The sequence below is a fragment of the Cellulosimicrobium cellulans genome, from assembly GCF_006539945.1.
GTDB lineage: Bacteria > Actinomycetota > Actinomycetes > Actinomycetales > Cellulomonadaceae > Cellulosimicrobium > Cellulosimicrobium cellulans.
Genome location: NZ_BJNZ01000012.1, coordinates 1 through 20,534, shown reverse-complemented (window position 1 = coordinate 20,534; position 20,534 = coordinate 1). Strand labels below are relative to the sequence as shown.

Below are 20,534 nucleotides of genomic sequence, written 5' to 3'. Positions count from 1 at the left end.
AGGGTGAACCCGTGAGCCTCTTCCGCGAGACCGCCGACGTCTCGGTCCGCCCTGCCGTGCCCGGCGACGACGTCGCGATGACCGCGATCCAGGTGGGCGCGTGGCGCTCGTCGCACGAGGAGGTCCTCGGCGAGGAGGTGCTCGACGCGCTCGACACGGTGCGGATGCGCGAGCAGTGGGCCGCCGCGATCTCCTCTCCCCCGGGTCCCGGCTTCGGCGTGCTCGTCGCGTGCGCGGGCGCGGACGTCGTCGGGTTCGCCGCCGTGGCGCCCGGACAGGTCCTCGCGCTCGAGGTGGAGCCGCGGCACCAGCGCGGCGGGCACGGGTCGCGCCTGCTGTCGGCCGCGGTCGACCGGCTGCGGCGGGACGGCTCCGCGGAGGTCGTCACCTGGGTGCTCGACGGCGACACGGCGCGCGAGACGTTCCTCGCCGGCGCCGGCCTCGGGCCCGACGGGCGGACCCGCACGCTCGCGACCGGGGTGCGCGACGTCGTCGAACGGCGCTGGACGGCCGAGATCTGAGGGTCGCGCCCGTGCTCGTCACGCACCCGTGACACCGCCGTGACCCGTTCGCGCGCCTGACCTGCGAGGATCGACCGCCATGGGCATCCTCACCGACTACTTCACCGCTCCTGACGACGCGCAGGCCGGCAGCGCGGCACGTACGGGCCCCAGCAGCCCCGACCCGCTGACGAACCAGCCGGTGTTTCCCACGGTCGAGCTCAAGGGCATCGACCCGTTCGTCGTGCTGGGCACGCTCGCGGGCCTCCTCACGGACCGACCGTACGCCGAGGCGAAGCGCGACCCCCGGCACGGGGAGCTCGTCGCGAGCGCGGGAGACGAGGGCCCGTGGGTCGTCGCGGTCACCGCGGAGCTCGTCACGGTGCTCGCCGCGGCGACCCCGACCGACCTCGACGCCGTCGCCGTGCGCTGGGCCGCCACCGACGAGCTGGAGGGCTCCGACCCCGCCGACCTGGCCGGTGCCCTGCGCCGGCTCGCGACCCTGTGCGTCCAGGCGGACGACGCGGGCCACCGGCTCTACTGCTGGACCAGCCTCTGACCTCGTGCCCGGTCGCCGTCAGGCGCGGCGGCGCGAGCGGTAGAGCGCCGCGGCCTTGCGCAGGGCCTCGCGCGCCCGGCGGCGGTCGCGCGCCGCGTCGTAGGCGAACGCCAGGTGGTACCACGCCTCCCAGCTCTGCGGGTCGGCGTCGACCGCGTCGCGGTAGGGTCCGAACGCCGCGTCCGCGGACTCCCGGTCGATCCGGCCACCGGGCGAGCGGGGCAGGTCGTCGACCGGCAGCCGGCCCCGGGCGGCGAGATCGTCCGCCATGCGCTGCACGGTGCCCGCGAGCGCGAACTCGCGCCCGACCAAACCCACGACGAGCAGGGGCAGCACGAGCACGCCCGCGCCGATCGCCATCGCCACCGGCTCGCCCGTGCCGATGAGCGCGGCGGCACGCCCCGCCACCTGCCACACGTAGAGCGCGAGCAAGATCGTCACGAGCACCGCGCCGACGATCGCCTTCCAGGGCCGGGCGGCGCGCGACCGTCCGGTCGTCCCCTGCGGACGATCGTCCTCGCTGCCGCCGTCGGCGTCGGGACCGACCGGACCGCCGGGGGCGCTCACGCCAGGTCCAGCACGTTCTCGAGGCCGACGGTCAGGCCCGGCCGGCCGACGACCTCGCGGACGGCGAGCAGGACGCCCGGCATGAACGAGACGCGGTCGAACGAGTCCTGCCGGATGACGAGCTGCTCGCCCGTGTTGCCGAACAGGATCTCCTCGTGCGCGACGAGGCCGCGCAGGCGCACCGCGTGGACGCGCACACCGTCGACGTCGGCGCCTCGCGCCTCCCAGCCCGTCTCCGTCGCGTCAGGGCTCGGCGCGACGCCGGCGTCGGCGCGTGCCGCGGCGATCGCCGCCGCGGTGTGCCGCGCCGTGCCGGACGGCGCGTCCACCTTGTCGGGGTGGTGGAGCTCGATCACCTCGGCCGACTCGAAGTAGCGGGCGGCCTTGGCGGCGAACGTCATCGCGAGGACGGCCGAGAGGCCGAAGTTCGGCGCGATGAGCACGCCCAGCCCGGGTGCGCCGGCCGCGGCGGCGCGGCCGAGGTGCGCGACGACGCGCCCACGGCTCTCCTCCGTCCAGCCCGTGGTCCCGACGACGGCGTGCACGCCCGCGTCGATCAGCGCGTGGACGTTCGCCTCGGTCGCGGACGGGACGGTGAAGTCGACGGCGACGTCCGCACCGCCGAGCGTGGAGACCGCGACCTCGTCCCCCGCGTCGAGGCGAGCGACGAGCTCGAGGTCCGCCGCGCCCTCGACGGCGGCGCAGACCGTGGCTCCCATGCGCCCGGCGGCACCCAGGACCGCCACCCGCAGCGGGCGACCGGGCTCCTTGCCGGGGGCGGTCGGGGCGGGATCGGGCGCGGGGATGCTCTGGTCGCTCACGCCCGTCACCCTATCGCCGGTGCGCGGGCGGACCGGTGCCGCGTCCGCCACGCCGGGCAGTGGGTCTGCCCACAGCACGACGGCGGCCGCCCTCCGGGAGGAGGACGGCCGCCGCGAGACGCCGTGGGAGGCGGGAGATCAGCCGCCGAACGGTCCGACACGCACGACCGACCGCGGCCGCGAGGCGAGCTCGCCCGCCAGCTTCTGCACGTCGTCGGCCGTGACCGACCGGACGGCGTCGAGCGACTCCTCGACGCTCAGGAGCTCGCCGTAGACGAGCTCGGCCTTGCCGAGCCTGCTCATGCGCGAGCCGGAGTCCTCGAGCCCGAGCACCATGCCACCGCAGAGCTGGCCGATGCTGCGGTCGAGCTCGGCGCCGGTGATGCCGTCGTCCGCGAGCCGGTCGAGCTCGGAGTGGAGCAGGGCCGTGACCTCGTCCACCTTCGACGGCGCGCACCCGGCGTAGAGGCCGAAGGTGCCGATGCCGCCGTGGCCGGACGCGAACGAGTACGTCGAGTACGCGAGGCCGCGCTTCTCGCGGATCTCCTGGAACAGGCGCGAGCTCATGCCGCCGCCCAGCACCGCGCTGAGCACGGAGAGCGTGAAGCGGCGGTCGTCGGTCGCGGACAGGCCCGTGCCGCCGATGACGACGTTCGCCTGCTCCACGGCCCGGTGCACCGACAGCTCGACGCCCGCCGTCCCGACGCCCGCCAGGGCGGGGTCGGCCGGGTCGCGCCGCGCGCGCGGCGCGCTGCCGGCGTCGAGCGACCAGCCGCCGTCGTGCAGCGCCTGGCCCACCTGGGCGACCAGCGTGTCGTGGTCGACGCCGCCCGCCGCCGCGACGACGAGCGTCTCGGGGCGGTAGTGCCAGCGGTAGTGCTCCCAGACGGCGTCGCGCGGGACCGCGTTGATCGTGTCCGGGGTGCCGCCGATGGGGCGGCCGAGCGGGTGCCCGCCGAGCACGGCCGCCGCGAACTCCTCGTGCACGACGTCCGAGGGGTCGTCGTCGTTCATGGCGAGCTCTTCGAGGATCACGCCGCGCTCGGTCTCGAGCTCGTCGGGGTCCAGGCGCGCGGACGTCACCATGTCGGCGATGACGTCGACCGCCATGGGCAGGTCGGCGTCGAGCACGCGCGCGTAGTAGCACGTGTGCTCCTTGCCGGTCGCGGCGTTGGCCTCGCCGCCGACGGCGTCGAACGCCTCGGCGATGTCCATCGCCGAGCGGCGCGCGGTGCCCTTGAACAGCAGGTGCTCGAGGAAGTGCGTCGAGCCGAAGTGGCCGTCGGTCTCGTCGCGCGAGCCGACGCCGACCCACGCGCCCATCGTCGCCGAGCGCAGGCCCGGCATGGACTCGGTGAGCACGCGGACCCCGCCGGGCAGGACCGAGCGACGGATCGTCGCGCCGTCCTGCCCGGCGGTCAGCTCGGCCCCGGCGTCACCCGCCGGGACGAGCGGGAGGTCCCAGGGCACGTCAGGCGTCCGCGCCCTCGGTCGCGGGAGCGTCGGCCGGAGCCTCCTCCTCGACCACGGCGTGCAGCGAGAGCTTGCCGCGCGGGTCGATCTCGCCGATCTCGACCTGGACCTTCTGGCCGATGGACAGCACGTCCTCGACGTTCTCGACGCGCTTGCCGCCCACGAGCTTGCGGATCTGGCTGATGTGCAGCAGACCGTCCTTGCCCGGGGAGAGCGAGATGAACGCGCCGAACGACGTCGTCTTGACGACCGTGCCGACGAAGCGCTCGCCGATCTCCGGGACGTGCGGGTTGGCGATCGCGTTGATCGCCGCGCGGGCGGCCTCGGCCGACGGGCCGTCGGTGGCACCGATGTACACGGTGCCGTCGTCCTCGATGGAGATGTCCGCGCCCGTCTCCTCCTGGATCTGGTTGATCATCTTGCCCTTGGGGCCGATGACCTCGCCGATCTTGTCGACCGGCACCTTCACGGAGATGACGCGCGGGGCGTTCGGGGACATCTCGTCGGGCACGTCGATGGCCTCGGCGAGGACGTCGAGGATCGTCAGGCGCGCGTCGCGCGCCTGGGTCAGCGCACCGGCGAGCACCGAGGCGGGGATGCCGTCGAGCTTGGTGTCGAGCTGGATGGCCGTGACGAACTCGCGGGTACCGGCGACCTTGAAGTCCATGTCGCCGAACGCGTCCTCGGCCCCGAGGATGTCGGTGAGCGCCGCGTAGCGGGTCTCACCGTCCACCGTGTCGGAGATGAGGCCCATCGCGATGCCCGCGACGGGGGCGCGCAGCGGCACGCCCGCGTTGAGGAGCGAGAGCGTCGAGGCGCACACGGAGCCCATGGACGTCGAGCCGTTGGAGCCGAGCGCCTCGGACACCTGGCGGATCGCGTAGGGGAACTCCTCGCGGCTCGGGAGCACCGGCACGAGCGCACGCTCGGCGAGCGCGCCGTGGCCGATCTCGCGGCGCTTGGGGCTGCCCACGCGGCCGGTCTCGCCGGTCGAGTAGGGCGGGAAGTTGTAGTTGTGCATGTAGCGCTTGCGCGTCTCCGGACCGAGCGAGTCGATCTGCTGCTCCATGCGGAGCATGTTCAGCGTGGTGACGCCCATGATCTGGGTCTCGCCACGCTCGAAGAGCGCGGAGCCGTGCACGCGCGGGAGCACCTCGACCTCGGCCGACAGGGTGCGGATGTCCGCGAGCCCACGGCCGTCGATGCGCACGCCCTCGGTGAGCACGCGCTGGCGCACGAGCTTCTTCTGCAGCGAGCGGTACGCGGCGGAGAGCTCCTTCTCGCGGCCGTCGAACCCGGCCTGGAGCTTGCCGACCATCTCGTTCTTGATCTCGTCGAGACGGTTCTCGCGGTCCTGCTTGTCCGCGATGGCGAGCGCGGCGCGCAGGTCCGTCGCGACCTCGGCCTCGACCGCGGCGAACGCGTCGTCCTGGTAGTCCAGGAAGACCGGGTACTCCTTGACGGGCTTCGCGGCCTGCGCGGCGAGCGCCGACTGCGCGTCGCACAGCGCCTTGATGAACGGCTTGGCCGCCTCGATGCCCTCGGCGACGACCTCCTCGGTCGGCGCGCCGACGCCCTCGTCCTTGACGAGGCCCCAGGCACCGTCGGTGGCCTCGGCCTCGATCATCGCGATCGCGACGTCGTCGCCGACCACGCGCCCGGCCACGACCATGTCGAAGACCGCGCGCTCCTTGTCGGAGTACTTGGGGAACGCGACCCACTGGCCGTCGACGAGCGCGATGCGGACCGCGCCGACCGGGCCGGAGAACGGCAGGCCGGAGATCTGCGTCGACGCCGAGGCGGCGTTGATCGCGAGCGTGTCGTACGCGTCGTCCGGGTGGAGCGCGAGGACCGTGATGACGACCTGGACCTCGTTGCGCAGGCCCTTGACGAACAGCGGGCGCAGCGGGCGGTCGATGAGGCGGCACGCGAGGATCGCGTCCGTCGAGGGGCGGCCCTCGCGGCGGAAGAACGAGCCGGGGATGCGGCCCGCGGCGTACATGCGCTCCTCGACGTCCACCGTCAGCGGGAAGAAGTCGAACTGCTCCTTGGGGTGCTTGCCGGCCGTCGTGGCCGACAGGAGCATGGTCTCGTCGTCGAGGTACGCAGCGACGGAGCCTGCGGCCTGACGGGCGAGGCGCCCGGTCTCGAACCGGACGGTGCGGGTGCCGAAGCGACCGTTGTCGATCGTGGCCTCGGCGAACTGGATCTCGGGACCCTCCACGGGTGCCCTCCCTTTCTCGAAGCGCCGCCCGGGTAGCCCTGTCGAGGGTTCCGGTCCGTGCCCCGGCGCGCGTGGCGCGGGGCTCCGGTCGCACTCGACGCTCGGCGGTCTTCGATCGAGGTCCACGGCGGTTCCCGTACCGGCTTCCGTCCGAGACGGGGCCGTGGGGGTCCGTGAGCCACTACCGAGGACCGAACGAGAGGCCGGCGGCGCGGTGTGGGTGGTGTCGGCTGAGGGTGTCAGCCGTGGTGTGACAGGTACATCACACCAGACCAGCCCGGTCCCCGCAGGGACCGGGCTGGCGGTGTCGTGTCAGCGACGCAGACCGAGGCGCTCGATGAGGCTGCGGTAGCGGTTGATGTCGACCTTCTGCAGGTAGCCGAGCAGGCGACGGCGCTGGCCGACGAGGAGGAGCAGACCACGACGGCTGTGGTGGTCGTGCTTGTGCTCCTTGAGGTGCTCGGTGAGGTCCTTGATGCGCTGCGTGAGGAGCGCGACCTGGACCTCGGGCGAACCGGTGTCGCCCTCGCTCGTCGCGTACTCGGTCATGATGCGCTGCTTCGTGGCAGTGTCGAGCGGCACGGTTCTCCTTCGGGTTCGTTGCGCGGTGCGCCGGGGACGGTTCTCCCGGGCTCTCTGGATCCGCGGCCGGTCAGACGGCGCATCCATCGTACCAGCGCACGGCCGCACCGCCGGCGACGGGCGGTGCGGCCGTCGTTCGAGCGCACCTCCGCCGACGGCGCGGCCGCACCGCCCCCGGCGCTCAGGCCCCGTCGTGCCCGGCCGTCCCGTCGCCGCGGAACCGGCCCGTCGCGTCGGGCAGGACGCCCGCGAACCGGAGCAGGTCCGGCAGGGTGAGGACGAGGGACCCGTCCTCGAAGTGCACGCCCTGCGCCGGCGTCCAGTGGTTGCTCGCCCGGACGTAGGACGTGTCGTCCTGGCGCAGCAGGTACACGAACGTCTCCGCGAGCACGCGGCTGCCGACCTCGCCGAGGAAGCTCCCGTTGCCCTGGAGCTCGGCCTCCTTGAGGACGTAGTACCACAGCGGGGTGCCGCCGTGGTCGCCGTCCCGCAGGGCCGCGAGCGCCTGCTTCACGTCGTCGCCCGCTCGGTCCTCGAGCTGGGCCGGGGTGAGCGGGGTGACCCCGAGCGCCGAGGCGACGGCCTCGCCGGTGGGCAGCGCGAGCATGTAGCCGCGCAGCAGGTTGCGTTGCGCGAGCTGCTTCTGCAGCGCGCTGGCCACGAGCTGGGCCGGTGTGTGCGCGGGCGGCTCGGGCGGCAGCGCGCCCTCCTTGACGAGGTCACCGAGGCTCGGTGCGAGGAACGTGTCGATCTTCTCCGCGGCCCGGAAGGGCGAGGGGTCGCCCTTGTCGACGAACCGCGCCCACTCGACCGGCCAGTTCGACGGCAGCGCGGGGACGCCCGCGGGGCCGGGGCGCAGGCTGCCGCCGTTGCCCGTGAACTGGAAGAGCTGGACGAGGCTCGCGTTCCGGGGCGGCGGGCCCGTGAAGTTGACGTTGAAGTCGTAGGTGTCGCGGATCATCGAGTGCCCGAACCGGAACGCCGCGACGGCGAACTCCAGGGGCATCGAGATCGGGTAGCGGGGCCGGAAGAACGAGGTGTCGCGCAGGAGCGTCGCGTCGAGCACCCCCGGCTTGGTGAGGGTGCGCAGGTAGTCGTTGACCACGAGCCACTGGTAGTGCCAGCGCACGAGCTGGCTCGCGCGCTCGAAGACGCCGCGCTCCCCACCCGTGACCCGCGCCCACGGCTCGAGCTCGTCCACCCAGTCCACGACGGCGTTGTGGAAGCGGATCATCGCGAGGTGGAACTGCGCCACGACGAGGTTCTCGTCGTTGCGCCCGTCCGGGACGAGCGGTGCTCCCTGCTCGTCGCGCGGCAGGTCGCGCTGGGCGTCGCCGCCGGGCTCGACGAGCGAGAACGACGGCCCGCCCGGGATCACGAGCGGCTCGGTGGAGATGCGCCCGAGCCGGAGCTTGGCGGACCCCGGGACGTAGGACGCCTCGCTGCGGGTGGTCCGGTAGCCGCGTTCCCCCGCGAACACCGGGCCGCTCCCGTAGAGCGAGTCGAGGTTGAGCGCGGGATGCCGCCCGTTGTGGAGCGAGCGCACGACGACGCGCGGCGCGAAGACCTGGAAGGGGACGGCGTCGACGTCTCCGAGCGCCTGGTCGCCGTCCCGGCCGGCCGTCGTGTCCGGGCCGTTCGTGTTGAGCGTGATGTCGTGGTCGATGAACTGGCCCCAGTACGTGTACACCGCCGGGACGTGGGAGTTGAGGTCGCGCGGCGGCTGACCGGGCGGGGCGACCGGCCGGGCGACCATGGACGCCCCGAGCGCCTTGAGCGCCTCGACGGTGGCCGTCGTCGCGCCGTCGCCGACCGGCAGGTGGAACGCGGGAAAGCTCTCCGCGAGCTCCGGGAACAGGTAGTCGAACGCGGTCGTGGAGTCGTAGCGGTGGAGCTCGTGGTCCCGGGCGACCGCGGCCTCGGCCGCGGGCAGGAGCGGGGCGTTCGACGCCGCGGGGTCCACGTCCGCGTGCGCGTCCGCACTGATCACGGCGCCGTCGGGTGCGACGGCCGAGCCGTGACCGACGCTCCGGACGGTCCGGCCGACCGGGGTGGACGCCTGGTCGACCGCGTCGGGGGCGACGTCGTCGACCACCGTCTCGGCGATGGTGCCTGCGCCGGGTGGCGCCGCGTGCTGCTGAGCCTCCATGGCTCTGCCTCTCTGTGGGAGGTCGTCGTGCGGCCCGCGCGGCGGGCCACCGAGCGCCCCGCGGGCGGCTCGCGCTCGCGCAGGGGCGTGTGCGACCGCCCCTGGACAGCGGCCCGGGGATCACGCGGCCGCGACGGACGCCGTGCACGACGGCGCCGCTCACCCGGAGAGAGGGAGCGCGCCCGGTCCCGTGACACGCGGCGGTCGACGACGGCGGACCCGCCCTCGACGGGCTCCGTCCGCTACCCGCGCAGGAGGCCGCGCCGCCGGGCCTCGGCGACCGCCGCGGTGCGCGACGGCGCGCCGAGCTTGTCGTAGACGTGCACGAGGTGGGTCTTCACGGTCGCGCGCGAGAGGAACAGCTCGCGCGCGATCTCGTCGTTGGTGCGTCCCTCGGCGACGAGCGCGAGCACCTCGAGCTCGCGCGCGGTGAGCGCCGTGCCGGGGCTGCGCAGGCGGCCGAGGAGCCGTCGCTGGACCGCGGGGCCGAGCGCGACCTCGCCCGCCGCGGCGGCACGCACGGCGGCGACGAGCTCGTGCGTCGGGGCGTCCTTGAGGAGGTAGCCACGCGCGCCCGCCTCGACCGCCGCGAGGATGTCGGCGTCGGTGTCGTAGGTCGTCACGACGAGCACGGCCGGGCCACCGGCGGCGACGATCTCCCGGACCGCGTCGACGCCCCCGAGCCGGCCCGGGCCGAACTGGAGGTCGAGCAGCACGACGTCGGCGCGCAGCCCGCCGCGCAGCCGCGCCAGGAGCTCCTCGGCCGAGCCGACCTCCGCGACGACGCGCACGTCGGGCTCGGCCTCGAGCACCGCCCGCAGACCCGTGCGCACGACCGGGTGGTCGTCCGCGAGGACGACGTCGACGACGGCGGGGCCGGTCACCGCTCCCCCTCGTCCTCGGCGGGCGCGAGCGGCACCCAGGCCGCGACCGCGGTGCCCGCGCCCGGTGCGGACTCCACGGACAGCGTGCCGCCGAGCTCCGCGAGCCGCGCGCGCATGGCGACGAGCCCGAACCCGCCCGTGGTGCCCCCCGCTGCCTGCTCGGACTTCTCGGGCAGCCCGTCCGGGTCGAAGCCGCGGCCGTCGTCGACCACGTCGAGGGCGACCGCCTCCTCCCCCGGCGCCGCGCCCGCGAGGAAGCTCAGCGTGACCGCGACGCGGGACGCGTCCGCGTGCCGCTCGGCGTTGGCGAGCGCGGACTGGGCGACGCGCAGCAGGGCGGCCTCGACGTCGGTCGGCAACGGCACCGCGTCCCCGCTCACCCGCACGACCACGGCCGGCCCGCCGCCGCCCGCACGACCCGAGGACCGGGCGGCGGTGCGGCGCAGGGCGTCGACGAGGTTCGACGACGCGAGGTCGGCGGGCGCGAGCGCACGGACCACGCGGCGCGCCTCGGCGAGGTTGTGCCGCGCGACGTCCCGCGTCTGCTCGACGTACCGGCGCGCGGTGGCCACGTCGCCGTCGTCGAGCGCAGTCTGCGCGGCACGCAGGAGCAGCTCGGCCGAGGAGAAACCCTGGGCGAGCGTGTCGTGGATCTCGCGCGCGAGGCGTTCCCGCTCGCCCGCGACGGCGCGCTCGCGCTCGGCCGTCGCGAGCTCGTCGCGCGTGCGGACGAGCTCGTCGAGCGTGCGCTGGCGCTCCTGCGACTCGCGCACGACCGCCTCGAGCGCGAGCACGACGACGACCGCGACGGCCCCGCCGATCGCGGGACCCAGCACGAACGGCAGCGCGAGGTTCGCCGTGTACGCGACCATGACCGCGACCACGAGGAGCACGATCACGCCGACGGCGACCGGGCCGCGCCGCGGGCCGAGCACGTGCATCGCGACGAACATCAGCGGGAACGCGACCCACACCGCCGTGACCGAGGCCAGGCACAGCGCGACCCACAGCACCACGAGCCCGGTCACCCACACGCCCCCGGGCCACCAGGCGCCCCGGGGCGCTCCGACGTCGTCCGGGAGCGGCAGGCGGCGCCGGCCCAGCACGTAGAGCGCGAGCAGCGCGGCGCACAGCACGACGGCGACGACACCCCGCGCCGTGCTCGCCGTGGCAAGAGCACCGGCGAGCGACAGCGCGAGCAGGCCGACGAGGAGGACGTCCAGGCCGCGGCGCAGCCACCGGGTGGCCGTCGGCACGACGCGCGCGCCGTGCCCGACGGGCGAGGCGGGGGTCGGGGACGCGGCCGTGGTCACGCCGACACCCTAGCCACGCCGCCCCGGCCCGGCATCGTCCGAACGGTCGAGGGGCGGCTCCACCCCGCGGCGACGCAGGACCGATCGCCGCGGCGATCCGGGGCGCGCCGTGCCGCGAGACCGTGGACGGGACGTCGGGACGCCCGCGGCGCGCGACCGGATCGCGGTCGCCGCGCCGCGGCCCGCCACCTGCACCCCATCGACCCAGGAGGTCTTCCGCGTGTTCCTCGCCCTGCGCGACCTGCGCCACGCCCGCGGGCGCTTCGCGCTCATGATCACGGTCGTCGCGCTCATCACGTTCCTCGTCGCGTTCCTCGCGGCGCTCACCGCCGGGCTCGGCCGCGCGAGCACGTCGGCCGTGACGGACCTGCCCGTCGACCGCCTCGCCTTCGCGCCGCCGGCCGAGGGCGCCTCGCCGACCTTCACCGAGTCCGAGGTCACGTCCGCCCAGCAGGACGCGTGGGCCGACGTCCCCGGCGTCCGGACCGCGGAGCCGCTCGGCGTCGCGACCGTGCGCGCGTCCGGCGAGAGCACGGCCGCCGTCACCGCGTTCGGCGTCCGGCCGGGCTCGGGCCTGGTGCCAGGAGCGGGCGACGAGGGCGCCGACGTCTCCGCCGGGACGGTCGTGCTCTCGCGCGGCGCCGCCGACGCACTGGGCGCGGACGTCGGCGACCAGGTCGGAGCCGGCCCGCTCGACCTGCGCGTCGCCGCGGTCGAGGACGTCGAGGCGGACTTCTCCCACACGCCGGTCGTGTGGGTCTCCCTCGACGACTGGCAGGCGGTCGGCGCGCGCGGCGGCGCCGCGGGCGACGCGCAGGAGGGCCCGACCGCGACCGTCGTCGCGCTCCGGTTCGGCGACGACCCGCCGACGGCGGACGCCCTCGCCGCGGCCGACGCGGAGCTCGGGACGGTCACCGCGACGCCGCGCGAGGCGCGCTCGGCCATCTCCTCGTTCACCGCCGAGAACCTCTCGCTGACCCTCATGCAGGTGTTCCTCCTCGCCATCTCCGCGCTCGTCGTCGGTGCGTTCTTCACGGTCTGGACGATCCAGCGCGCCGGAGACGTCGCCGTGCTGCGGGCGCTCGGCGCCTCGACGCGCTATCTCCTGCGCGACGCGATCGGCCAGGCGGGCGTCGTGCTCGGCGTCGGCGTCGGGCTCGGCACGGCGCTCGCGGCCGGGGCCGGCCTGCTCGCGGCCCGCGTCATGCCCGTCGTCGTCGACGTCTCGACGACGCTCGTCCCCGCCGTCGTGCTCGTCGCCCTCGGCGGGCTCGGCGCGATGCTCGCCGTGACGCGGGTCGCGCGCGTGGACCCGCACGCCGCCCTCGCCGCGCGCTGACCGGCGTCCGGCCGCCGCCCTCGCCCGCACCGAACCCGTCCCCCCGACATCCCCCAGTCCCGAGACCCCAGGAGCACCCCGTGGACCTCACGCTTGACCACATCCGCCTCGCGTACCCCGACGGCGACGGCGTCCTCGTCGCCGTGGACGACGTCACGCTCACCGTGCCGTCGGGCACGACCACGGCGCTGCTCGGCCCCTCCGGCGCCGGCAAGTCCAGCCTGCTCGCGGTCGCCGCGACCCTCACGCCGCCCACGTCCGGCGTCGTGCGGGTCGGGGACGACGTCGTCAGCGCGCCGCTCGGCGCGCCGGACGACGCCGCCGGTGCGCCGCGGGCCGGACGCGGGCCCCGCCGCCGGGCGCGGCGTGCCGCGGACCGCGCGGCGGCCCTGCGCCGCGAGCGCATCGGGATCGTCTTCCAGCAGCCGCAGCTCGTGGCGTCCCTCACCGTGCTCGAGCAGCTCGAGCTCATGAGCCACCTGCGCGGCAGACCCGCCGCGTCACGCCGCGCGCACGCGCTCGCCCTGCTCGACGCCGTGGGCGTCGCGGACCGCGCGGACCGCCGTCCCGAGCACCTCTCGGGCGGCCAGCGCCAGCGGGTGGCGATCGCGCGGGCGCTCATGAACGACCCGCAGGTGCTCCTCGTCGACGAGCCCACGTCGGCGCTCGACCACGAGCGCGGCGTGCAGGTCGTGGAGCTCGTCGTCCGGCTCGCGCGCGAGCTCGACGCCGCGACGCTGCTCGTCACGCACGACGAGGCGACCCTCGACCCGGTCGACGCGCGCGTGCACCTGGCGGACGGCCGGGTCGTCGAGGCGCCGGTCGTCGCCTGACGTCTCCCCGGCCGCCGGCCGCGGTCAGCGCGCCGCGCGCACGTGGGTCGCGACCGCGAGCGCCACCACCGCCGCGAGCGCCTGCGCGACGAGCGCACCCCCGCCGGGAGCACCGACGAGGAGCGCCACGCCCAGGGGGACGGCGCCGAGGACCGCGACGTCCGGCCCCTTGCGCAGCACCGCGGCGGCGCCCGTGGGGACGCCGCCCGCGGGCGTCGCGAGCAGCGGGCCACCCCAGTTCGGCGGCTCGCGGTAGGCGCTGCGCACGGCGGCTGCGCCCTGCACGACGGCCGTGAGCGCGCCGAGCGCGACCCACCGAGCGTCTCCCGTCGCGACCACCAGAGGCGCCGACCCCGCGAGGAGGCACGCGGTGGCCGTGAGCGTGGGGACGACGGCACGCGCGAGCCGGGTCCAGCGCGCGGCGAGCGGCACGAGGGAGTCGACGACGGGCGCCATCTCCGCCGTACGCGCTCCCTCGGCGCCGAGCACGGCGGCGCCGAGGCCCGCGACGACCAGCACCGCGAAGAGGCCGAACCCCGAGCCGAGGCCGGGGACCTGCTGGGCGACGACCGTCAGCGCGCCGAGTCCGACGAGCTGCGCGAGGGCGGACGAGCTGCGCCCGAGGAGGACGAGGTCGGCGGCCACCACCGCGCCGAACGCGCCGCGCACCGCGGCGAACCGGCGCGGGTGCCGGACGCGCACCCGGGCCGCCCCGGCACGGCGCAGGGCGCGACCGAGGTCGCGCGTGTCGAACGAGAGCACGGCGCCGCCCACCTGGTCCGCGACCGAGCTCTGTGCGCGCAGGACGGTCGCGCCGAGCGACTCCAGCCCGCGCCACCAGCGCAGCACGAGCACCGCGGCGACCGCGAGGAGGCCGACCGCGACGAGCGGGGGCGCGGCGAGCGCGGGCAGCCCGGAGCGGCCGACGACGACGAGCACGAGGCCCGCGACCGGCACGGCCGCGACGGCGACGTCGCTCGCGCGGGCGAGCGCCGCCGCCGCGCGGGGCGAGGGCTGGGCGAGGCCCGCGACCGAGACGAGCAGGAGGCCGAGGGCACCGCCCGTGAGCGCGCCCCGCAACGCCGGGCCTGCGTCGAGCCCTGCGGCGACCGCGACGACGGCGGTCCCGACCGCGCCGACGACACCGCCGAGCAGCACCGCTCGGACGAACGACGGCGCGACGAGCCCGCGCCGGTCCGCCGGGGTGGGTACCCACCAGCGGACTCCCCCGCTGCCCGCGCCCACCGGGCCCAGGCGCACGGCCGTCCCCGTGAGGAACGCGAGCAGCGCGGCCGTCCCGAGCGCCTGGATCCCGCCCGGACCGAGCACCTGCTCGGAGCCGATCGCGGTGCCGGTGTCCAGGGAGGAGCGCAGCATCGTGGCGAGGCCCACCACCCAGACCGTCGCGAGCGCGACGGAGACGACGGCGTAGGCGACGTCGACGACGATCTCCCCCGGCCCGGCGTCGGCCCGCGCCGCCGCGGCGCGCGCCGTCAGGCGCCGCAGCTCACGGCCGGTGAGCAGCTCGTCGGGGTCGGTGCGCAGCCCGTCCGCCGCGAGGTCGGGACCGTCGACGCGGCTCGCGCGGCGGGTCTCTCCGGGAGGTCCGTCAGGGTGCGGGCCGGTCACCGTCAGCGCACCGCCAGGAGCGCGTCGTGGGTGTCCGCCGGGTCGAGCGCGACGCACGCGTCGTCGCCGACCAGGAGGCCGCGCGCGCCGGTCCGCGCGACGAGGTCGGGGTCGTGGGTGGCGAGGACGACCGCGACACCGCTGCGCGCGTCGTCCACGAGCAGCGCCGCGAGCCGCTCGCGCATGCCGGGATCGAGTCGCTGCTCGGGCTCGTCGAGCACCAGCAGCTCACGGGGCCGGACGAGGCCCGAGGCGAGGAGGAAGCGGCGCCGCTGGCCCGACGAGAGCGCCGACGGCAGCGACGCCGCCTGCTCCGCGATCCCGAACCGGTCCAGGAGCGCGTCCACGGCCGCCCCCGCCCCGACGACGCCGTGCCCGCGCGCGACGAGGACGAGGTGCTCGCGCACCGTGAGCGCGGGGAAGAACGCGTCGTCGTCGAGCACGCCCGCGACGCGCGCGCGGAAGTCCCGCTCGCGCTCGTCGACGACCCGTCCGAACGCCCGCACGGCGCCGCCGAGCGGGGGTTGCAGCCCGAGCACCGTGCGCAGGAGCGTCGACTTCCCGCTGCCGTTCGCGCCGATGACGACGACCAGCTCGCCGCGCTGCACGGTGAGGTCGACCGGCGCGCACACGGCGACGTCGGCGTAGCCGACGCGCAGCGCGCGCGCCTCGAGCACGGGGGCCGGGACCGGGGCCGCCACGGTCAGGACCCCGTGGTCGTCGCGACCGGCTCCCCGTCCGCGCCGGCGAGGATCGCGCGGGCGCGGGCGACGTCGTCGTGCATCTGCGCGACGAGCGGCTCGATGCCGTCGAAGCGCAGCGTCGGGCGCAGGCGCTCGACCAGCTCCAGGACGACGTCCTCGTCGTACAGGTCGAGGTCGGCACGGTCGAGGACGTAGGCCTCGACGCGGCGCTCGACGCCGTCGAACGTCGGGTTGGTGCCGATCGAGATCGCGGCCGGGAGGCGGACGTCGGCGTGCTCGGGGTCCGCGCCCGCGAGCTGCGGCCGCTCCAGCCACCCCGCGTACACGCCGTCGGCCGGGACCATGCCGCTGATGGCGCCGAGGTTCGCCGTCGGGAAGCCGAGCTCGCGGCCCCGGGCGTCGCCGTGCACGACCGTGCCCCGCACGCGGTGCGACCGGCCGAGGATGCGGGCCGCCTCGCGCACGTCGCCCGCCGCGAGCAGCGCCCGCACGCCCGTGGAGGACCAGCGCACCTGGGAGTCGCCCGGCGTGGCCTCGTCCGTGACGGGCACGCCCTGGTGCTGCCCGACGTCGTCGATCGCCACGACCTCGAAGCCGAACCGCGCCCCGAGCTCGACCATGGTCTCGATCGTCCCGGCGTTGTCGCGGCCGAAGCGCACGTCGTGCCCCACGACGACGGTCCCGACGCGGAGCCCGTCGACGAGGTACGTGCGCACGAACTCCTCCGGCGTCTGGCGCGCGAACTCGAGCGTGTACTCCACGAGGAGGACGGCGTCCAGGCCGGTCTCCGCGAGCAGCTCGACCCGGTCGGCGATGCCCGTGATGAGCTCCGGTGCGCTCTCGGGGCGGTGCACGACCGCCGGGTGCGGGTGGAACGTCACGGCGACCGCGCGCGCGTCGCGCGCGCGGGCGAGGTCGACGATCCGGCCGAGCACCTGGGCGTGGCCGCGGTGGACGCCGTCGAAGTTGCCGATCGTCACGACCGACGGGCCGAAACCCGGGGGAACCTGGCTCAGGTCCGTCCACAGGTGCACGCGAGAACTCCTCCGGTGAGGGGGTGGGTCGGGCGCGCCGGCAGGGAGTCGTCGGCGCCGCTGGACAAGACTGCCACGCCCCGGCCCCGACGCCGAACCGAGGAGCGTCAGGCGGGCGCCAGGACGAGCACGGGCTTCGCGAGCTCGGCGCCGCCGCGGCGCGTGTCCTCGACGAGGGCGACGAGCTCGCCGGCCGGGGAGATCGCCGCCGTGGTCCCGGGCGTCCCGGTCCCGGGGATCCACTGCCCGTACGACAGCGCCGTGGCCTCCTGCGGCGTGAGCTCGCGCACGGGGAACGTCGCGCGCGCCGCGTCGGCGAGCGGCAGCGTGGCGAGGACGCCGTCGCGGTCGGCCTGCGCCTCGAGCTCCTCGAGCGTCGAGGCGACGTCGAGCCCGTACCCGCCGACGCGCGTGCGCCGCAGGGCCGTGAGGTGCCCGCCGACGCCGAGCGCCGCGCCGAGGTCGCGCGCGAGCGCGCGCACGTACGTGCCCGACGACACGGTCACGGCGACGTCCACGTCCAGGGCGGGGGGCGCTCCGTCGGGCGTCTCCCCCGGCCCCGCCGGGCGCACGTCGAGGACCTCGAACCGCGAGACGACGACGGGGCGCGCCGCGAGCGCGACGTCCTCGCCCGCGCGGGCACGGGCGTAGGCGCGCTTCCCGTCCACCTTGATCGCGCTCACCGTGCTCGGCACCTGGAGGATCTCGCCCGTGAGGTCGGCGATCGCGCGCTCGAGGTCCGCACGTCCGACGCCGGACGCGTCCGCGGACGCGACGACCTCGCCCTCGGCGTCGTCGGTCGTCGTGGCGGCGCCGAGCCGGATCGTCGCGTCGTAGTCCTTGTCCGCGCCGACGACGTACGTGAGCAGCTTCGTCGCCCGGCCGACGCCGAGCACGAGCACGCCCGTCGCCATGGGGTCGAGCGTGCCGGCGTGGCCGACCTTGCGCGTACCGGCGAGCCGGCGTCCGCGACCCACGACGTCGTGGCTCGTCCAGCCGCCCGGCTTGTCGACGACGACCAGGCCGTCGGGCGCCGTCGGGCGGCGGGGCGCCTGGTCGCGCGGACGCTCGGTGCGTGCGGCGGTCATCGGTTCCCCTCCGTCGCCGCGCGGCCGGGGAGGTCCGTCGGGTCGACCGTGCACCGGACGAGCAGCGCGAGCGCCGGGTCGTCGTCGGCGTGGGACGGGGCCTCGACGGCGAACAGCGTGTTGAGCAGCATCCCGCGCGCCACGAAGTCGCGCGCCTCCTCGTCGCTCGCCCCGGCGCGCGTGCGGTAGAGGTCGAACGCCTGTGCCAGCACCGCGCGCGCCCGGGTGCCGAGCACCGGGTCGGCGCCGAGCACGAACCCGTGCATGAGGACGCGGAGCTGGTCCGGGTCGGCGATGAGGCGCGTGTACGCCTCGCCCATCGCGGCCTTGGCGTCCGGGCCGGGCGGGACGGCCTCGAACCGCGCGACGATCTCGCTCGCGACGCGGTCGAACACCTCGCGGAACAGCTCCTCCTTGGTCCCGAAGAGCCGCACGACGTAGGGCTGGGACACGTGCGCCGCGCGTGCGACCTGGTCGGTGCTGGTGCCCGCGTAGCCGCCCTCCGCGAACACCGCGGTGGCGGCGTCGAGGATCTGCTCGCGGCGCTCGTCGCGCGTCATGCGCCGGGCCGGTGCGTCGGAACTCATGGTTGACAGGTTATCAGTCGATTACTAGCGTCGCCCAGGTAGTAATCAATCAATGCTTACTCCTTCCTCGGAGGCACGACCATGACACTTCCCTCGACCGAACCGTCGGCCACCGCCTCGACCGACGCCCGGCTCGACGACCTGCCCGACGACGTGCGCCCCGCGCGCGCGGCCGTCGCGGACGCACCGGAGCTCCGCCCGCCCACACCGCGGGCGCCCCACCCCTTCCCAGAGCCCACGGCACGGCGCGCGCGCCCCGTCGCCCTCGCGCTCGTCGCCGCGTCGCTGCCCATGTTCATGGCCACGCTCGACAACCTCGTCGTCACCGGCGCGCTCCCCGTGATCTCGGAGGCGCTCCGGCCGACCGTCGAGCAGCTCCAGTGGTTCGTCAACGCCTACACGCTCGCGTTCGCGACGCTCATGCTGCCCGCGGCCGCGCTCGGCGACCGCCTCGGCCGCCGCCGGGTGTTCGTCGGCGGGATCGCGCTCTTCACGCTCGCGTCGGCGGCCGCCGCCCTCGCGGACACCCCCGGCGCGCTCGTCGCGGCCCGGGCGGTCCAGGGCGCCGGTGCCGCGGCGATCTTCCCGCTGTCGCTCACGCTGCTCGTCGGCGCCGTCCCGGTCGCACGGCGCGCGCTCGCGATCGGGGTCTGGGGCGGCGTCTCCGGCCTCGGCGTCGCGCTCGGCCCGCTCGTCGGCGGCGCCGTCGTCGAGGGCCTGAGCTGGCAGGCGATCTTCTGGCTCAACGTCCCGGTCGCCGTCGTCGCCGTGCCGCTCGTCCTCGCGGCGCTGCGCGAGTCGTTCGGGCGTCGGCAGCCGTTCGACGTCCCGGGGCTGCTCCTCGCGGGCGGCGGCGTCCTGCTCGCCGTGTGGGGCATCGTCGACGCCGAGCGGCGTGGATGGGGATCAGCGGCCACGATCGCGACCCTCGCGGTGGCGACTGCCCTGCTCGTGCTCTTCGTCGTCCGGGAAGCCCGCACCGCGCACCCGCTCGTCCCCCTGCGCCTGTTCCGCTCGCGGAGCTTCAGCGCGGCCAACGTCGCGAGCCTCGCGTTCGCCGTCGGGATGTTCGGCGCGGTCTTCCTGCTCACGCAGTTCCTCCAGGTGGGCCAGGGCTACTCCCCCCTCGAGGCGGGGGTGCGGACCCTGCCGTGGACGGCCGCGCCCATGGTGGTCGCCCCGCTCGCGGGTGCGCTCGCGTCCCGGGTCGGCGTGCGCCCCCTCGTCGTCACCGGCCTCGCCCTCCAGACCGTCGCGCTCGGCTGGATGGCGTACCTCGTGGACGCCGACCCGACCGTCTACGGCGCGCTCGTGCCCGCGTTCGTGCTCGCCGGCGTCGGCATGGGCCTCACGTTCGCGCCCGTCGCGACGGCGGTGCTCGCCGGGGTCGCGGACGCCGACCACGCGACGGCGAGCAGCGTCAACGCGACGCTGCGGGAGATCGGCGTCGCGCTCGGGGTCGCGGTGCTGACCGCCGTCTTCCTCGCCGCGGGCGGCGCGCTGACACCGGCCGCCTTCGCGACCGGGCTGGTACCGGCCCTCGCCGTCGGCGCCGCCGTGCTCGCGGTCGCCACCGCGGCCGCGCTCTTCCTCCCCCGGGGCACGGGCCGCTGACCGGGCCCGCCGGGCGACGCCCCTCCGCCTCCCGGTCCGCCCGAGGGAACGACCGAGGGCCGGTGGCGGCACGCGTCGCGTGTCGCCACCGGCCCTCGGCGCGGTGCGGGGTCGGAGGTCAGCGCTCGGCCGACTCCCCCTCCTCCTCGGCCGTGCGGTACGGGTCCGCTTCCCCGGCGAAGGCCTTGCCCTCGCGCAGGGCCGCGAGCTCGGCGTCACGACGGCGCGCCTCGACGAGCGCGGCGTCGAGGTGCGCGGCCGTCTCGGGGACGGAGTCGAGGTGGAACTCGATCGTCGGCGTCAGGCGGATCCCCGTCTGCTTGCCGACCTCGGACCGGATGAGGCCCTTCGCGCTCTCCAGCGCGGCGGCCGTGCCGGCCCGCTCCTCGTCCGTGCCGTACACGGTGTAGAACACGGACGCGTTCTGCAGGTCACCGGTGACGCGCACGTCCGTCACCGTGACGAACCCGAGGCGCGGGTCCTTGATCCGCGTGTCGAGCATCTGCGCGACGATCTCCTTGATGCGGTCGGCGAGCTTCCTCGCCCGAGGGTGATCCACCATGGCTTCTTCCTTTCGTGCCGAGCGTTCCGGCGACGGTCCTGACGACCGTACGCCGAACGGTCCCCGTCGGCC

19 protein-coding genes are annotated in these 20,534 nt (G+C 75.8%); 5 read left to right on the top strand and 14 right to left on the bottom strand.

Annotated features, from left to right (window positions below; all coding sequences use genetic code 11):
- Positions 1-11: 11 nt before the first annotated feature.
- Both CCE02nite_RS10710 and CCE02nite_RS10705 read left to right on the top strand, forming a co-directional pair.
- Positions 12-521 (top strand): GNAT family N-acetyltransferase, encoded by a 510-nt coding sequence (locus CCE02nite_RS10710; RefSeq protein WP_141389634.1) that lies wholly within the window; start codon positions 12-14, stop codon positions 519-521.
- A gap of 79 nt (positions 522-600) precedes the next feature.
- Entirely contained in the window at positions 601-1,059 is a 459-nt protein-coding gene (locus tag CCE02nite_RS10705; RefSeq protein ID WP_141389633.1) for a hypothetical protein, read from the top strand.
- An 18-nt stretch (positions 1,060-1,077) separates the two neighbouring features.
- On the opposite strand, the gene CCE02nite_RS10700 is transcribed toward CCE02nite_RS10705, so the two are convergent.
- From CCE02nite_RS10700 to CCE02nite_RS10665, 8 genes are all read right to left on the bottom strand, one after another.
- On the bottom strand, positions 1,078-1,518 hold the full coding sequence (locus CCE02nite_RS10700) for a hypothetical protein (protein WP_141389707.1): 441 nt from the start codon (positions 1,516-1,518) through the stop codon (positions 1,078-1,080).
- Positions 1,519-1,622: 104 nt separating this feature from the next.
- On the bottom strand, positions 1,623-2,378 hold the full coding sequence (gene dapB, locus CCE02nite_RS10695) for a 4-hydroxy-tetrahydrodipicolinate reductase (protein ID WP_255318803.1): 756 nt from the start codon (positions 2,376-2,378) through the stop codon (positions 1,623-1,625).
- Between the two features lie 207 nt (positions 2,379-2,585).
- On the bottom strand, positions 2,586-3,917 hold the full coding sequence (locus tag CCE02nite_RS10690) for a M16 family metallopeptidase (protein ID WP_141389632.1): 1,332 nt from the start codon (positions 3,915-3,917) through the stop codon (positions 2,586-2,588).
- Position 3,918: 1 nt separating this feature from the next.
- Positions 3,919-6,144, bottom strand: coding sequence for a polyribonucleotide nucleotidyltransferase (locus CCE02nite_RS10685; RefSeq protein ID WP_141389631.1), 2,226 nt, complete (start codon positions 6,142-6,144; stop codon positions 3,919-3,921).
- A 312-nt stretch (positions 6,145-6,456) separates the two neighbouring features.
- Positions 6,457-6,726 carry a 30S ribosomal protein S15 gene (rpsO, locus tag CCE02nite_RS10680; RefSeq protein WP_021479897.1) on the bottom strand — a complete coding sequence of 90 codons (270 nt, stop codon included), beginning with the start codon at positions 6,724-6,726 and terminating at the stop codon, positions 6,457-6,459.
- 181 nt (positions 6,727-6,907) lie between these two features.
- Positions 6,908-8,875: a peroxidase family protein gene (locus CCE02nite_RS10675; protein WP_141389630.1), complete on the bottom strand. Its 1,968-nt coding sequence runs from the start codon at positions 8,873-8,875 to the stop codon at positions 6,908-6,910.
- Positions 8,876-9,117: 242 nt separating this feature from the next.
- Positions 9,118-9,759 (bottom strand): response regulator transcription factor, encoded by a 642-nt coding sequence (locus CCE02nite_RS10670; protein ID WP_141389629.1) that lies wholly within the window; start codon positions 9,757-9,759, stop codon positions 9,118-9,120.
- A complete protein-coding gene (locus tag CCE02nite_RS10665) occupies positions 9,756-11,072 on the bottom strand; it encodes a sensor histidine kinase (RefSeq protein WP_255318796.1) in 1,317 nt (438 codons plus the stop codon). Before CCE02nite_RS10665 ends, CCE02nite_RS10670 begins: the two co-directional genes overlap by 4 nt.
- Before the next feature lie 220 nt (positions 11,073-11,292).
- On the opposite strand from CCE02nite_RS10665, the gene CCE02nite_RS10660 reads away from it, so the two are divergent.
- Both CCE02nite_RS10660 and CCE02nite_RS10655 read left to right on the top strand, forming a co-directional pair.
- Positions 11,293-12,411: an ABC transporter permease gene (locus tag CCE02nite_RS10660; RefSeq protein WP_141389704.1), complete on the top strand. Its 1,119-nt coding sequence runs from the start codon at positions 11,293-11,295 to the stop codon at positions 12,409-12,411.
- A gap of 80 nt (positions 12,412-12,491) precedes the next feature.
- A complete protein-coding gene (locus tag CCE02nite_RS10655) occupies positions 12,492-13,244 on the top strand; it encodes an ABC transporter ATP-binding protein (RefSeq protein ID WP_141389628.1) in 753 nt (250 codons plus the stop codon).
- Positions 13,245-13,268: 24 nt separating this feature from the next.
- On the opposite strand, the gene CCE02nite_RS10650 is transcribed toward CCE02nite_RS10655, so the two are convergent.
- The 5 genes from CCE02nite_RS10650 to CCE02nite_RS10630 form a co-directional block, all read right to left on the bottom strand.
- Complete coding sequence (locus CCE02nite_RS10650) at positions 13,269-14,873, bottom strand: DUF6297 family protein (RefSeq protein ID WP_141389627.1); 1,605 nt, start codon at positions 14,871-14,873, stop codon at positions 13,269-13,271.
- A 2-nt stretch (positions 14,874-14,875) separates the two neighbouring features.
- A complete protein-coding gene (locus tag CCE02nite_RS10645) occupies positions 14,876-15,574 on the bottom strand; it encodes an ABC transporter ATP-binding protein (protein ID WP_141389626.1) in 699 nt (232 codons plus the stop codon).
- Positions 15,575-15,576: 2 nt separating this feature from the next.
- On the bottom strand, positions 15,577-16,611 hold the full coding sequence (locus tag CCE02nite_RS10640; RefSeq protein ID WP_141389625.1) for a bifunctional riboflavin kinase/FAD synthetase: 1,035 nt from the start codon (positions 16,609-16,611) through the stop codon (positions 15,577-15,579).
- A gap of 107 nt (positions 16,612-16,718) precedes the next feature.
- Entirely contained in the window at positions 16,719-17,699 is a 981-nt protein-coding gene (gene truB, locus CCE02nite_RS10635) for a tRNA pseudouridine(55) synthase TruB (protein WP_141389624.1), read from the bottom strand.
- Positions 17,696-18,286, bottom strand: a complete 591-nt coding sequence (locus tag CCE02nite_RS10630; RefSeq protein WP_141389623.1) for a TetR/AcrR family transcriptional regulator — start codon at positions 18,284-18,286, stop codon at positions 17,696-17,698. The genes truB and CCE02nite_RS10630 overlap by 4 nt, the downstream gene beginning before the upstream one ends.
- An 81-nt stretch (positions 18,287-18,367) precedes the next feature.
- On the opposite strand from CCE02nite_RS10630, the gene CCE02nite_RS10625 reads away from it, so the two are divergent.
- The gene (locus CCE02nite_RS10625) at positions 18,368-19,900 is read left to right on the top strand and encodes an MFS transporter (RefSeq protein ID WP_141389622.1); all 1,533 of its coding nucleotides are present in this window, start codon (positions 18,368-18,370) and stop codon (positions 19,898-19,900) included.
- A gap of 118 nt (positions 19,901-20,018) precedes the next feature.
- Here CCE02nite_RS10625 and rbfA read toward each other — a convergent pair whose 3' ends face one another.
- Positions 20,019-20,462 carry a 30S ribosome-binding factor RbfA gene (gene rbfA, locus CCE02nite_RS10620; RefSeq protein ID WP_141389621.1) on the bottom strand — a complete coding sequence of 148 codons (444 nt, stop codon included), beginning with the start codon at positions 20,460-20,462 and terminating at the stop codon, positions 20,019-20,021.
- Positions 20,463-20,534: the final 72 nt, after the last annotated feature.